This window comes from Streptomyces sp. R35 (assembly GCF_041053035.1).
Lineage (GTDB): Bacteria > Actinomycetota > Actinomycetes > Streptomycetales > Streptomycetaceae > Streptomyces > Streptomyces lutosisoli.
Window position 1 is genome coordinate 7,007,619 of sequence record NZ_CP163440.1, and the last position, 14,534, is coordinate 7,022,152.

Annotated in this window: 13 protein-coding genes; 8 read left to right on the top strand and 5 right to left on the bottom strand. The window is 70.0% G+C overall.

Annotated elements, in window-relative coordinates; genetic code table 11:
* A complete protein-coding gene (locus tag AB5J50_RS31890) occupies positions 1-1,569 on the bottom strand; it encodes an MFS transporter (protein WP_369261610.1) in 1,569 nt (522 codons plus the stop codon).
* A gap of 115 nt (positions 1,570-1,684) precedes the next feature.
* Entirely contained in the window at positions 1,685-2,398 is a 714-nt protein-coding gene (locus AB5J50_RS31895; protein ID WP_369261611.1) for a hemolysin III family protein, read from the bottom strand.
* 332 nt (positions 2,399-2,730) lie between these two features.
* Here AB5J50_RS31895 and AB5J50_RS31900 point away from each other — a divergent pair, with 332 nt between their 5' ends.
* From AB5J50_RS31900 to AB5J50_RS31935, 8 genes are all read left to right on the top strand, one after another.
* Complete coding sequence (locus AB5J50_RS31900; protein WP_369261612.1) at positions 2,731-4,554, top strand: phosphoenolpyruvate carboxykinase (GTP); 1,824 nt, start codon at positions 2,731-2,733, stop codon at positions 4,552-4,554.
* A 246-nt stretch (positions 4,555-4,800) separates the two neighbouring features.
* Positions 4,801-5,589 (top strand): maleylpyruvate isomerase family mycothiol-dependent enzyme, encoded by a 789-nt coding sequence (locus AB5J50_RS31905; RefSeq protein ID WP_369261614.1) that lies wholly within the window; start codon positions 4,801-4,803, stop codon positions 5,587-5,589.
* A 175-nt stretch (positions 5,590-5,764) separates the two neighbouring features.
* Positions 5,765-6,751 carry a serine/threonine-protein kinase gene (locus AB5J50_RS31910; protein ID WP_369261616.1) on the top strand — a complete coding sequence of 329 codons (987 nt, stop codon included), beginning with the start codon at positions 5,765-5,767 and terminating at the stop codon, positions 6,749-6,751.
* 112 nt (positions 6,752-6,863) lie between these two features.
* Positions 6,864-7,220, top strand: a complete 357-nt coding sequence (locus tag AB5J50_RS31915; RefSeq protein WP_369261618.1) for a hypothetical protein — start codon at positions 6,864-6,866, stop codon at positions 7,218-7,220.
* Between the two features lie 152 nt (positions 7,221-7,372).
* Complete coding sequence (locus AB5J50_RS31920) at positions 7,373-8,431, top strand: hypothetical protein (protein WP_369261619.1); 1,059 nt, start codon at positions 7,373-7,375, stop codon at positions 8,429-8,431.
* A gap of 54 nt (positions 8,432-8,485) precedes the next feature.
* Positions 8,486-9,247 carry a hypothetical protein gene (locus tag AB5J50_RS31925; RefSeq protein WP_369261620.1) on the top strand — a complete coding sequence of 254 codons (762 nt, stop codon included), beginning with the start codon at positions 8,486-8,488 and terminating at the stop codon, positions 9,245-9,247.
* A 3-nt stretch (positions 9,248-9,250) separates the two neighbouring features.
* Positions 9,251-10,057 (top strand): PP2C family serine/threonine-protein phosphatase, encoded by an 807-nt coding sequence (locus AB5J50_RS31930; RefSeq protein ID WP_369261621.1) that lies wholly within the window; start codon positions 9,251-9,253, stop codon positions 10,055-10,057.
* Complete coding sequence (locus AB5J50_RS31935) at positions 10,054-11,223, top strand: hypothetical protein (RefSeq protein WP_369261622.1); 1,170 nt, start codon at positions 10,054-10,056, stop codon at positions 11,221-11,223. Before AB5J50_RS31930 ends, AB5J50_RS31935 begins: the two co-directional genes overlap by 4 nt.
* A gap of 4 nt (positions 11,224-11,227) precedes the next feature.
* On the opposite strand, the gene AB5J50_RS31940 is transcribed toward AB5J50_RS31935, so the two are convergent.
* The 3 genes from AB5J50_RS31940 to AB5J50_RS31950 are packed head-to-tail and all read right to left on the bottom strand — an operon-like array spanning position 11,228 to position 14,533.
* Complete coding sequence (locus AB5J50_RS31940) at positions 11,228-11,839, bottom strand: hypothetical protein (RefSeq protein ID WP_369261624.1); 612 nt, start codon at positions 11,837-11,839, stop codon at positions 11,228-11,230.
* A complete protein-coding gene (locus AB5J50_RS31945; protein ID WP_369261626.1) occupies positions 11,826-13,364 on the bottom strand; it encodes a substrate-binding domain-containing protein in 1,539 nt (512 codons plus the stop codon). The genes AB5J50_RS31940 and AB5J50_RS31945 overlap by 14 nt, the downstream gene beginning before the upstream one ends.
* Positions 13,361-14,533, bottom strand: a complete 1,173-nt coding sequence (locus AB5J50_RS31950) for a toxic anion resistance protein (protein WP_369261627.1) — start codon at positions 14,531-14,533, stop codon at positions 13,361-13,363. Before AB5J50_RS31950 ends, AB5J50_RS31945 begins: the two co-directional genes overlap by 4 nt.
* Between the last annotated feature and the right edge of the window lies 1 nt (position 14,534).

A 14,534-nucleotide genomic window follows, 5' to 3' on the forward strand; every position in this document is an offset into this window, starting at 1 on the left:
TTATTCTCCGGCATCCGCCGGAACCGTGGCCATGGCCGGGTCCTCGTCCTCCTCAGTGGCGTGCGCGACCGGAGTGTTGGGGAGGAACGCGGCGGCCAGCAGGGCGGTGACGAGGGCCGCGATGCCGCACACCACCAGGACCAGGCTCATGCCGTGGACGTACGCGCTGTTCGCGGAGGCCACGAGATCGGCCGAGCCCGCCTTCTGGGCGACGATGTGCGCCGCGACCACGGACTGCCCGGCGGTGTCGGCCGCCTTCGCGGGCAGACCGGTGACGTCGAGGCGGTCGCGGAAGGTGCTCGCCAGCAGGCTGCCGAGGAGGGCGATGCCGATCGCGCTGCCGACCTGGCGCATCGTCATGAGGAGCCCGGAGCCGCTGCCCGCCCGGTCGCGGGGCAGGGCGCCGAGGGCGCCGTCCATCGCGGGGACGACCGAGAAACCGAAGCCGAAGCCGGTGATCGACAGCCACAGCGCGGTGAAGCCGTAGCCCGAGTCGACCGTCGTACGGCTGCCGAGCAGTGCGGCGAAGGCCAGCACCACCAGTCCCGCGCTGACCACCGCACGGGAACCGAACCGGGCGACGACGGGTTGGGCGGCCCGGGCCGCGACGATCAGACCGCCCATCATCGGCAGCAGCCGGACGCCGGTGCCGAGGGCGTCGTGGCCGAGCACCGCCTGGAGGTACGGCGGCAGCACGAACAGCAGGCCGGACAGGACGAACATCACCAGGGTCGCCGCGAGGGTGTTGAACAGGAACCCGCGGTGGCTGAGCAGTGTCATGTCGAGCATGGGGCGTTCCACGCGACGCTCGCGCAGCACCAGGGCGGCGATCAGGACCACGGCCGCGCCGAGCATGCCCACGATCAGCGGGTCGCCCCAGCCGCGGCCGGGTGCCTCGATGATCGCGTAGATGAGGGCGCCGAGCCCGGCCGCGGTGAGCGCGGTGGAGAGGGTGTCGACCTTGGGGGAGGCGGGGTCGCGGGTCTCGGGCAGCAGGAACACGCAGGCGGCGATGCCGATCGCGGCCATCGGGACGTTGACCAGGAAGACCGAGCCCCACCAGAAGTGGTTGAGCAGCCAGCCGCCGATGATCGGGCCGAGCGGCAGACCGAGCGACGAGGCGGCCGAGATGATGCCGACGGCCTTGGTGCGCTCGTCGGGTCCGAAGAGCGAGGGCAGCACGGACAGGGCGAGCGGCATGACCAGCGCGGCGCCGACGCCCATCACCGTGCGGGCCGCGATGACCCAGTTCACGTCGCCGGCCAGGGAGCCCATCACGGAACCGGCGAGGAAGATGCCGAGTCCGACGACCAGCATCCGCCGCCGCCCGAACCGGTCGCCGAGCAGTCCCGCCGGGAGCATGAGGGCCGCGAAGACGATCACATACGCGTCCGCCATCCACTGCTGCTGGCCGGTGGTGGCGCCGAGCCGGCCCGCCATCGTCGGCAGGGCCACGTTGAGGATCGTTGTGTCGAAGCCGAGCGTGAGCATGCTCGCGACCAGGGCCCCGAGGGCCCACCAGCGGCGGGGGTCGCGCCGTACGGCATCGTCCTGAGTGACAGTAACCATGAAATGAGAGTAGCTCTCAAAAGATGGTGTCTGTCAATGGGGAGGCGCTTTCAAGACATGGCAAAGGGCCGCGGCTCGTAAGCCGCGGCCCTGGAAAGAAGCTGGTGGGAGGGGGTTATCCGTGCTGGTAGGCCACCAGCGAGATCCCGACGTAGTGCACGACGAACGCCGCGAGGGTGAGCGAGTGGAAGACCTCGTGGAAGCCGAACCAGTGCGGTGACGGGTTGGGGCGCTTGATCCCGTAGATCACGCCGCCCGCGCTGTAGAGCAGACCGCCGACGATCACCAGGACGAGGACGGCGATGCCGCCCGTGCGCATGAAGTCCGGGAGGAAGAAGACCGCCGCCCAGCCCATCGCTATGTAGCAGGGGGTGTAGAGCCAGCGCGGGGCGCCGACCCAGAACACCCGGAAGGCGATGCCGGCCGCCGCCGCGGCCCAGATGCTCCACAGGAGCCACTGTCCCTTGGCCCCCGGGAGCAGCAGCATCGTCAGCGGGGTGTAGGTGCCCGCGATGATCAGGAAGATGTTCGCGTGGTCGAGTCTGCGCAGTACGCCGTCCATGCGCGGGCTCCAGTTGCCGCGGTGGTAGAGCGCGCTCACCCCGAACAGCAGGCAGGCCGTCAGGGCGAAGATCCCGCACGCGATGCGGCCGCGGGTCGAGGACGCGAGCGCGGTGAGCACCAGGCCGGAGATGAGCACGGCCGGAAACATGCCGAGATGCAGCCAGCCGCGCAGCTTGGGCTTGACCGGATGCGGCTGGGGGAGCGCGCCGGGACCGCGGCCGGCGGCCGGCTCGTCCGGGGGCGCGTCGGGGACGGACGCAGTCATAGGCGGAATCCTACCTACGGAACCGTAAGTTACGTGTCAGTACGGCGCACTGAACAGCCAAGAGTGGCCATGCTCTCACGAGTGTCGCGCAAGGCGGCGCTAGCGCAAAGAATCCTTCAGCTGAACCCAACGTGGACGCAAAGAATCACGGATACACGTGGTGATGCTCACTCCGCTCAGCTGTGAAGCCCTCTGGACATATGGGCGGACCCGTCGGATGATCATATGAGTGCGGTTGGCACCGGATGAGCGCCAGAGATCCACCTTCGTGAAGCATCCGGGTCACGGCCCCCACGGGGCACAACAACAAAACCCTTCATTTAGGAGCAATCGTGGCGCGCGACATCGCGGCTCCCATCACGGTCCCCACCCAGCACAAGGAACTGATCTCGTGGGTCAACGAGATCGTCGAACTGACCCAGCCGGACAGCGTGGTCTGGTGTGACGGATCCGAGGCCGAATACGAGCGACTGAGCGAGGAGCTCGTCCTCAAGGGCACCTTCAAGAAGCTCGATCCGATCAAGCGCCCCAACTCGTACTACGCCGCTTCCGACCCGACCGATGTCGCGCGGGTCGAGGACCGGACGTTCATCTGCTCCGAGAAGGAGGAGGACGCGGGCCCGACCAACCACTGGAAGGCCCCCGCCGAGATGCGGGAGATCTTCACCGGTGAGCAGGGCGTCTTCCGTGGCTCGATGAAGGGCCGGACGATGTACGTCGTCCCGTTCTGCATGGGCCCCCTCGGCTCGGACCTCTCCGCGATAGGCGTCGAGATCACCGACTCCGCCTACGTCGCCGTGTCCATGCGCACCATGACCCGCATGGGACAGCCCGTCCTCGACGAGCTCGGCACCGACGGCTTCTTCGTGCGTGCCGTGCACACGCTCGGAGCGCCGCTGGCCGAGGGCGAGGCGGATGTGCCGTGGCCGTGCAACTCCACGAAGTACATCTCGCACTTCCCCGAGACCCGCGAGATCTGGTCGTACGGCTCGGGCTACGGCGGCAACGCGCTGCTCGGCAAGAAGTGCTACGCCCTGCGCATCGCCTCCGTCATGGCGCGCGACGAGGGCTGGCTCGCCGAGCACATGCTGATCCTCAAGCTCACGCCGCCGCAGGGTGGGTCGAAGTACGTCGCCGCCGCCTTCCCGAGCGCCTGCGGCAAGACGAACCTCGCCATGCTGGAGCCCACCGTCTCCGGCTGGACCGTCGAGACGATCGGTGACGACATCGCGTGGATGCGGTTCGGCGAGGACGGCCAGCTGTACGCGATCAACCCCGAGGCCGGTTTCTTCGGCGTAGCGCCCGGCACCGGTGAGCACACCAACGCCAACGCGATGAAGACGCTGTGGGGCAACTCCGTCTTCACCAACGTCGCGCTGACCGACGACAACGACATCTGGTGGGAGGGCATGACGGAGGAGACTCCGGCCCACCTGACCGACTGGAAGGGCAACGACTGGACGCCGGAGTCCGGTACGCCCGCCGCGCACCCCAACGCCCGCTTCACCGTGCCCGCCTCGCAGTGCCCGATCATCGCGCCCGAGTGGGAGGACCCCAAGGGCGTGCCGATCTCGGCGATCCTCTTCGGCGGCCGTCGTGCCACCGCGGTCCCGCTGGTGACCGAGTCCTTCGACTGGAACCACGGTGTCTTCCTCGGGGCGAACGTCGCCTCCGAGAAGACCGCCGCCGCCGAGGGCAAGGTCGGCGAGCTGCGCCGCGACCCGTTCGCCATGCTGCCGTTCTGCGGCTACAACATGGGCGACTACATGGGTCACTGGATCGACGTCGCCAAGGACAAGGACCAGGCGAAGCTCCCGAAGATCTACTACGTGAACTGGTTCCGCAAGAACGACGCGGGCAAGTTCGTGTGGCCGGGCTTCGGTGAGAACAGCCGTGTCCTGAAGTGGATCGTGGACCGCCTGGACGGCCGTGCCGAGGGCGTCGAGACCCCGATCGGCATCCTGCCGGCCAAGGGCGCCCTCGACACCAAGGGTCTCGAACTGTCCGAGTCCGACCTGGACTTCCTCCTCACGGTCGACAAGGACGTGTGGCGGGAGGAGGCCGCGCTGGTGCCCGAGCACCTCAACACCTTCGGCGATCACACGCCGACGGAGCTGTGGGACGAGTACCGCGCGCTGGTGCAGCGCCTGGGCTAGCCCCAACCAAACTCCGCGGCCGGTCCGACTTGCCCTGACCTGCGATGTCATCACGACCGGCCGCGGTGGCCCGGGTGCCGGGAGGCTTCTCGCCCCCGCCGCCCCTACCCGTCCCATCCCTGGGGGCTGCGCCCCCAGACCTCCGCTGAAAAGATTGCGCCGTTCCCCGCGCCCCTTGACGGCCGGTGCCGCGGCGGCTGTGAAAATCGCTGTCCGGTTGTCGGAGCACGGTGATAGACACTCGGCGTGGAAAAGGCTCTGGAGTTCCCTGCCCTGCTGCGGCTGATCGACGAACGGTCGGTCGCGTTCCGGGCCGTGGTCGCCGCCGCGCCCAGCCTTGAGGTGCGGGTGCCGACCTGCCCCGAGTGGACGCTGCTGGATCTGGTGCAGCACCTGGGCGGGGTGCACCGTAAATGGGCCGCCACCGTCGCCGCGGGGCCTGCCGACGCTCCCCCGGCCGGGACCTCTTCGGAGCACGCCTCGGCCGCGCCCCGGGAGCGCGAGGCCCTGCTGGCCTGGTCGGCCGAGTCCACGGAGCAATTGCTGAGCGCGCTGCGGGAGTCCGGCCCGGATCGCGGCTGCTGGACGTGGTGGGGTGGGTCGCAGTCGCCGCAGACCAGCGGTGCCGTCGCCCGGCACCAGGTCCAGGAGGCCGCGGTGCACACCTACGACGCCCAGACCGCCCTGGGTTCCGCGCAGCCGCTGCCGGACGAGGCGGCACTCGACGGTGTCGACGAGTTCCTGTCCACCTGCTGCGCAGGGCCGTACACCTGGCCGTACGAGCCCTGTGCCGTCGACTACCACGCCGCCGAGGGCCGAACCTGGCGCCTCTCGCTCTCCGCCGACGGCGTGCGGGCCACCACGCTGCCCGCCACCGCTGCCGGCGAGGACCCGGACGGGGCCGACGCCTGCCTCCGGGGCACAGCAAGCGAGCTGGTTCTGGCCTTGTACGGCCGTCTTCCGGTGGACTCCCTGAAGCTCGACGGCGACCGACGCCACTTCGACCTGCTCATAGCCTGGGACCCGGATGCGTAGGGCGTGACGGTCAACTGGTCGCTCGCGCAGTTCCCCGCGTCCCTTCAGGGGCGCGGGGAACTGCGCGGACGTACGTAATCCCGCTCCTCATTTCCGTCATCACCTCTGCCGCGCGCGGCATTTCGCGGGACACTCGGGACATCCTGCAACGAACCCCCGAAACGAGGTGAGCGGGGTGCGGACACCCGTCAGTGACCCCATGAAGATCGGCCCGTACCGCATCGTGGGGCGGCTGGGCTCCGGTGGCATGGGATGGGTGTATCTCGGCCGTTCGCCGGCCGGGCGCGAGGTCGCGGTGAAGGTGGTGCGACCCGAGCTCGCGGCGGAGGGCGAGTTCAGAGAGCGCTTCGCGCGCGAGGTCGCGGCGGCGCGGGTGGTCAGCGGTGCGTACACCGCGGCCGTGATAGACGCCGACACCGAGGCCGACCTGCCCTGGCTGGCCACCATGTACGTGCCCGGACCGTCGCTCGCCGAAGCCGTCCGCACGGACGGCCCGCTCCCCGAGCCGCAGGTACGACGGCTCGGCGCGGGCCTGGTCGAGGCGCTCCAGGCCATCCACGCGGCCCGCGTGGTGCACCGGGACCTGAAACCGGCGAACGTGCTCCTCGCCTCCGACGGACCCCGCGTCATCGACTTCGGGATCTCCCGCGTCGACGGCGCCCCCGGACTCACCCAGGCCGGCATCGTGGTCGGCACCCCGCCGTTCATGTCCCCCGAGCAGATCAAGGGAGCACAGGCGGGCCCGCCGAGCGACGTCTTCTCCCTCGGCGGAGTCCTGGTGTACGCCCTCACGGGCCGCGCGCCGCACGGCAGCGGGGAGGCCGTGCGCTACCGGGTCGTCCTCGCCGCACCCGAACTCGACGGCGTACCCGAGGCCATGCGGGAGCTGATCGCCCACTGTCTGGCCAAGCGTCCCGAGGACCGGCCCCAACTGGGCGAACTGCTGGCCGAGTTGCTGGAGCAGACCCCCAAGTCGGCGTCCTGGCCGCCACCCACCGTGGCCCACAGCATCAAGGTGCGCACCCATGAGCTGGCGAACCGCCGCAAGCAGGGCATCAGCGAGTCCGTGCCCTCCTGTCTGCTGCTGCACGCCCAGGCGCTGCTGGACGCGGGGCTGACCGACGCGATGGTCGCCGAGGCGGTGGGCCGTGGCGACGCCTGAGTCCGTTCCCAGCCGGGGGTCCCTCGGTGGGCGGGGCCACGAGATCCTCGAAGTAGGCACGCACTGGCGGCAGTTGGTGCAGAACTGGGTCGGCCGGCGGAATTACCACACCGTGACCGACACCGTTTCCGTGTCCATGCAATTCGATCTGGAGGAAACGGGACGGATGGTCACGGTGAGATTCATGACCACCAAACGGCTTCTTGTCGCCTTTGCGACCGACGGCCATTATCTGCGCCAGGATCAACTGGCCGTCGCCGCGGCGGCGTCGAACGCATGGAATACCGAACAACTGAATCCCATGTTGTCCGTCTGGGATGTACGAGGACCACGGCCCTGTCTCGCCGGGGTCTGCGATCTCCCGCTGACCTGCCGTATGACACAAGCGGATTTCGATGCTTTGGCCAGTGATTGGGTGGAACGGGCGCGACAGATGTTCATCCGCTGCCACCAGGTATTCAAGTTGTAGAAGTGAAACCCGTCGTGTGCCCCGAACCCCTTCCGGGCGCACGCCGGTTGCCCCCACTATGGGCGAGTGCCTTTCAGGGCCACGGGGGTGTGCCTTTAGGTCACGGGGGGTTGCCCATGCGGCGTTCGCTGTTTCTCACGGTGCTTTTCGGAATGGCGGTCGCGCCGGCTTCCGCGGGGGCGGTGGCGTCGGCCGACGATTTGTGCGGCGACACCTTCAAGGAGCGGCTCCAATGCTGGTCCCAGACGATCGACAAGGGTGCCGTCCATGTCACGCTCGACGGCCAGGTGCAGTTCGACAGCGATGCGCGGGACCGTCAGAACCGCAGGGACGTCGAGCGCACCGTATGGAACAAGCGCGACAACCTCGTCGTCGAGGTGCCGGCGGGCGCGCAGACCGGTGAGGGCGGAACGGTGCTGCTCCTGCTGGCGAAGACCGGCTGGGTGGCCGAGAACGCACAGATCGCCAAGCTGCCGCCCGAGGCCGTGAAGGATCTGCAGAGCGTCAACGCCTGCCCCAAGGCCCTGAAGAATCCCAAGGACCTGTGCACCCGGCTCGCCACCGGCCCGCTGCCGGGCCGTGAGCTGATCGCCGCGAACCCGGGCGCCTACCGGCCCCTCCACGCGTACTCCGTCGCGGCCAAAGACGGCAAGGGCAACGGCAATGGCAACACCCCCTCCTCGCCCCCGACGTCCATCAAGCCTCACTCCTCCAAGCCATCCCACGAAGGTTCCTCCGGCAAGGGCTGGGACGGTCTGACCCAGCTCCTCGCCGGCCTGTGCGTCGTGCTCGTCGTCCTGCTCGCCGTCCTCCTGTTCCTGATCCGCCGTTCCTCCAGCGCGGCGGGCACCCTGTCCCGCCGCGCGCTCGCCGCGCCGGGCGTCGGCGCCGTGCCCGTCACCGCCGCGCGCACCCACGCGCCCGACGAGACGACCACCCGCCTCAGGGTGACGCCGACACCCCGGTACGGGCGGCGGGTCGGCAACGTACCGGGGCCGGCGCGCTCCGCCGTCGTACGCACCGAACTGCACCCGCAGGGCTATGTCGAGCTGGACCGCGTGCTGTACCGGGCGGTGTGGGCGGAGCCTGGGCGGCCGCCACCGGCTCCCGGCGGACTCGTCGACGTCACCGACGCGCGCGAGCGGGACTCCGACGTCCTGTACGCGTTCCCGCCGACCACCGGACGGCACGCCAAAGGCACCCGGCCCTGAGCCCCGAGACGCTCCGAGACGCCCTGAACTGCCCTGAGACCAGGAGAAACAGAGATGCACAGCGAATACCCGCCCACGATGCCGGCGGAGTACGCCGACATCGAGTTCGAGAACAACGCACAGCGGCTGCCGCTCGTGCTCTGTCTCGACACGTCGAGCTCCATGGCGGGACAGCCCATCCAGGCGCTCAACAACGCGCTGATGGAGTGGACCCGGGAGCTGCACGACGACGTCAGCCTCAGCTACAGCGTCGAGGTCGCCGTGGTCACCTTCGGCGGCCAGGGCGTCGTCGCCTGGCGCGGACCCCAACTCCTCGCACCGCGCGCCCCGGTGAGCCCCTTCGTGCCCGCGCACACCTTCCAGCCGCCGCAGTTGACCGCCGCCGGCGTGACGCTGATGACGGAGGCGCTGGAGCTGTCGATGCACATCGTCGCGGCCCGCAAGGCCGAGCTGCGGGCCTCCGGACTCCAGTACTACCGGCCGCAGATCTGCCTGGTCACGGATGGTCTGCCGACCGACGGAACCGGCCATCTCACCGACTCCTGGCACCGGTTGATCCCGGTCCTCGCCGACGAGCAGCGCGCCCGCCGCTTCCGGCTGTACGCGATAGGCGTCGGCGGCATCACCGACATGGGCGAACAGGTGCTCCAGGCGTTCGCGCCGAAGTTCAACGCCCGGTTGCAGGGATTCCCGTTCCGCGAGCTGCTCCAGATGATGTCCGCGAGCGCGAACGCCGAGCAGAAGGGCGCGGGTGACGAGGTCTTCGAGAAGATCTTCAGCCAGTTCAAGACCCAGCGCCCGGCCTGGGAATCCTGACCGATGGCCGGAGTGGAGAAGCTGGAGTCACCGTGGCGGATCCACGGCATGAGCGTCGAGGGCTATCGCCACCGCCGCCAGGGACTGCCCTGCCAGGACGCCTGCGCGTACACGGCGTCGCCGTCCGTGGCGGTCCTCGCGGTGGCGGACGGGGCGGGCAGCAGGCCGCGTTCCGAGGAGGGTTCGCGGCTCGCCGTGGAACTGGCCGCGGAGCACTTCGCCCGCCGGGCAGCCGCCGCGGCGGACTGCCATCCCGGTGAGGCCGTGCACGAGCTGCTCGAAGACGCCTTCCACGACGTGAGCAAGGTGTTCCTGGACCGGACCGGGGCCGACGCCGCGGACTTCGCGACCACGCTCACCGTCGTAGTGCTCGCCCCGGGCTGGCTGGGCCATCTCACCGTGGGCGACGGCTTCGTCGTACTCCGGGCGGGTGTGGAGGACGGGGAGCGGCAGTTCCATCTGCTGCCGCAGACGCGGGCGGCCAGCGAGTACAGCAACGAGACGGTCTTCCTCACCTCGGCGGACGCGTCCCGCTGGGTGCACACCGACTGTGTGTCCGACGACGGGATCGACGGGGTGCTGCTGTCCACCGACGGACTCGTGCAGGCCGCGCTCAACCGTGCCGGAAGCGGCGCGCCGTCCCCGAACACCTCGTTCGTCGACGCAGTGTTCCGCTCCCTCGACGCTCCCGGGCCCGTGAGCGACAACGCCCACGAGGGTCTCGCGACCCTGCTGAGGTCGGACCGCCTCACCGCTCTGAACGCCGACGACAAGACGCTGCTGCGGGCCGTGCGCAAGGCGCGGCCATGAGCGGCCTCACGGTGTTCCTGGACGGCAAGCCCGTCACCCTCGCGGAGCTTCCGCTCAAGGGCGGCGGCCAGGCGGCCGTCTTCCCGGTCGTCGGCGACGAGACGATCGTCGTCAAGCTCTACCGCGAACCGCCCGGCCTCGAACAGGAGCGGCGGCTGATGCGGATGCTGACCATGTCACCGCTGGCCGCCCGCCCCACCGACGTCTCCCAGCCGCCCGAACTGGCCTGGCCCACCGCCATCGCCCGCGGCCCGCAGGGGGAGTTCCTCGGCTACGCCATGCGCCGCTTCGGCGAACCCGACCACGTCCAGCTGATCGGCCTGTTCACCCGCGCCCAGCGCCTCAAGCTCTTCGCCGACCGGGCCGACTGGCGCTTCCTGCTCGGCGTCGCCTGGAACCTCGCGTTCATGACCGCCCGTATGCACTACGACAACCTCGTCATCGGCGACTTCTCCAGCAGCAACGTGGTGGTCGACGCCAACGGCTTCGTCACCTTCCTCGACTGCGACTCGATCGCCTTCAACGATCCGGTGTCCGGGGAACTCTTCCCCTGTCTGATGCACACCACCGACTACTCGTCCCCCGAGCGCCAGGCCGGCGGCCCCGCCACCCGCGCCACCGACGACTTCGCCCTCGCCGTCCTCGTCTACCAGCTGCTGACCGCGGGCAACCACCCCTTCGGCGGCGTCCCGCACGACAGCGCCTCCGAGTCGACCGTCAAGGACAACATCGCCGCCAGCTGTTCCTACGTCGTCCGCCCCGAGCGGGTCGTCATCCCGCGCGGCACCATCGACCCCTCCGTGCTGCCCCCCGAACTCCTCACCCTGGCCCGCGCCGCCTTCGGCCCCGGTGTGCACGCCCCCGCCGCCCGCCCCCCGGCGGAGGCCTGGCTGCGCGCCCTCAACAAGGAGCGCTCCCTCGTACGGGTCTGCCAGAACCGCCCGCTGCACGCGTACGGCTCCCATCTGACGTCCTGCCCGTGGTGCACACGGGCGGCGGTGACGGGGCACGACGTGTTCAACGGGCCGGTACCGGTGCCCGTGCCGGACGTGCCGCCGCAGGGGACGACGGGCGGGGCGTGGTCCAAGGCGCTGAAGATAGCCCTGGTGATCGCGGTGCTGGTGATCCTGGTGATCATCGCGGTCCAGGGGAGCGGGGGCGGCTGAGCTGCTAGTGCGACCGTCCCCGGTCCTCCAGATACCGCGTGTGCGACTCCTGCCGCCGCGCCTCGGTCTCCCGCAGCGAGACGGCCAGCCGGTCCGACTCCTCGTGCAGCAGGGTGAGTTGGCGCTCCAGATGGCGCTCCGGCGGTTCGGTGCCAGGGGTCAGCCGGGTCCACCACCTGGTCCGTACGAAGGTGTCGACGGCCTCCGGAATGTCCTGCCGTACGGCACGGGACAGCGTGTGCACGCCCTCCGGGTCCTGGGCGAGCACCTCGGCGACCCAGCCGGGATCCAGCAGGGCGGCGACGAGTTCGGTCAGCTCGGTGAGCCGGCCGCCGGCCGCCGGGGGCAGTTCGACGCCGCCCAGATACTCCCGCAGCTTGCCGAAGTCGACGCGTAGTTCCTCCAGTTGGGCCGACGGGTCCGGGAAGTCCGGCAGCGGCGGGCGCTCCGGCGGGGCGATCAGGGCGCCCGCGCCGTACAGTCCGGCGACGACGACGGGCCAGTACGCGCCCGCGACCCCCGTGAAGGTCAGCGCGAGGCCGACGAGCCCGCAGGCGCTGCCGGTGAGGTTCTTGCGGGATTCGAGATACCTCAGCGGGCTCTTACTGGTAGCCACGGATCTCCTCGAAGGCGCCGTCGAGCGAGCCCTTCTGGGCGTCGAAGAGACGGCCGCCGGTCAGGTCGGCGATGTGCTGGAGCTCGCCGCGGTCGGAGTCGCCGAACAGGATCGGGAAGACGGGTATCTGCCGCTGCCCGCCCGGCAGCCGGTCGTAGAAGCCGTCGAAGGCGGCCGGACTCGCACCCGAGGTGTTCTCGCCGTCCGTCATCAGCACGATCGACGTGAACGTGTCGTCGTCGGCGCCCAGATGCTCGTACGCCTTCTCCAGCGACGTATAGATCGCGGTGTGGCCCTCGGCGCTCAGCGCGCGGGTGTCCTCGCGGATGCCGTCCAGTCCGGCCTTCGGGTCCTCGGGCCGCACCACATGCGTGCGGACGCTCTTGACCGCCGATCCGAACGGCATCAGCGTCACCTCCTCGCGGTCGCGGAAGTCGCCCGTCAGATCGGTGAGCGCCTTCTTCAGCCGGCTGAGACGGTCGCCGCCCATCGAGCCCGAGGTGTCGAGAACGTATACGGTCCTGGACGGCCGGCGGAGCTTGTTCTCGTACGAGTCGAGGAGCCGGTCGGCGACGGACCGGCTGCCGGGGAAGGGGAGTTCGCGGCGCCTTCCCGTGTCGAGGCCCGCCGCCGGAGGCACCGAGGCGACGACCGGACGGCGATGCGTGTCACGGGTGATCTCGCCCTGCACCTTCGGCGTCCGCAGAGCCTCGGTGAGGCGGCGGACGGTCTCGCGGGTGTCCTTCGACGTCGACGCGAGAGAGGAGAGCGGATAGTCGGCGGTCACGACACCGTCGCGGGGCCGGATCACCGTCAGGCCCTTCATGCCCTTGAGGACCGACTCGTAGTTGAGCAGCGCGTCCACCGTGCCGCGGCGCTCGTACGCCGTCGCCAGCCAGCCCGAGGACCCCGACGTCAGCTTCTGTCCCTTGAAGAACTCCCGCAGCTTCGGTGTCGCCTTGTCCACGTCCGCGTCGGTGAGCGCCGACTGGGCGCCGGACAGACCCGAGGCGACCGAGACCAGCGTGGAGAAACCGGAGTTGGAACGGGCCGGATCGGTCATGCCGTACGTCAGTTTCCCGTCCGCGACCGCCTGCTCCACCTGGGACCAGGTGACGTCGTCCGGCTTCCATCCCAGTGCGCCCACGGTCGCCCGCTTGACCCCGATGGCCACCGGGCTCGACATTACCGGGGTCTCGGACACGACCTTCTTCGCCGCTTCGGGGCGCAGATGCAGGTAGTCGTTGGACGACAGCCACAGCGCGTCGTACGCGCCGTCGGCCTTGCCCCGCGCGACCAGGTCGACGGCGGCGAGGGTGCCGATGTAGGTGGGCTTCACGGTGATGCCGGTGTCCTGGCGAATCCGGTCCAGCACCGGCTTCATGTCGCTGAGTTCGCTGGAGGCGAGGATGCGGAGGGTGCCGGGTTCGGGGGCGGCGTTGCCCTCGGGCTTCTTCTCCTCCTGTGCCGTGCACGCCGTGACGGCGAGCAGCGCCACGACGGCGCATGCCGTAGGTCGTCTCATGCGAGCCCGCCTTCCAGGGCGCCCTGCGACCGGCTGCGCTCCAAGTACGCGCTCGCGTGCTGGAGTTCCGCGGTCAGGGACTCCACCGTGGTCGCCATGACCTCGGTCGCCTGGACCTTGTACGTGTCGATCGCGTCGAGGGTGCGGTAGATCTGCTGGAAGGCGGTGCGGAGGGTCTCGGCGCCGACGGCCGGGTCGGCGGCGATGCGCTGGATCTCGCCGCTCTGCGTGGCGAGCATCTCGGCGTTGCCGCGAATGAGGTCCTCCGTGGTGCCGCGCAGGGCGTTGACCTGGTCGACGACCTTGCGCTGGTTGTCGAGGGCGGAGGCGAGCATGACCGAGATGCGCAGGGCCGAGACCGTGGTGGTGGCGGCGCGGTCGACGCCCTTGATGAGCTCTTCGTTGTTGCGCCGGACCACGTCCATGGCCAGGTAACCCTGGGCGCAGACGGCGAGCTGGGTGAGCAGGTCCTGGTGCTTCTGGCGGACGGGGAAGAGGACGTCGGCGCGGAGGGTGTCGGCCTGGGAGGCATCGGCCGCCTCCGTCGTGGCGATGTGCTCCTCGACCGCCGTGTCCAGGGCCTGGGTCAGGACGACGTACTCCTGGAGCTTGCCCATCGTCTCCCAGAGTCGGACGCGCTCGGTCTGGAGCGCCGCGTTGTCCCGGCGGAGCTCGTCCTGGCCGCCGCGCAGGGAGCCCACGATCTTGTTCAACGTGCCTTGCGCCGAGGCGTACTTGGCGACGTGGTCGCGCAGCTTGTTGCCGCCGGGCAGCCTGGACAGGAACTTCCGGCCCTTGCTCGCGGGCAGGTCGCGCGGGTCCAGGTCCTCGACCACACGGCGGAGTTCGACGAGCGAGCCCGCGACCTGCGACTGGGCGTCGTCGCCCTTGGCGGGCAGGCTGCGGATCGTCCGCTCCAGCATGCGGTTGGACTGGGCGGCGGCGCCTCGCATCTCGCTCGCGCCCAGACCGGCGATCTCCCCGACCTTGCCGGCGAATTCGGGCGAGCGGGCGTCGAGGGCGGCGAGCCCGCCGACGTACTCGGCGGCGCGCCGCGCCATGTCGTCCCGCACGGCCGGGTCGACCGGGACGAGCCCGCCGGCCTTCTCACGGGGCACGGCGGCGACGGCCTCGGGCGGCGTGAGGGTGAAGGTGTCTTCGGTTGTCACG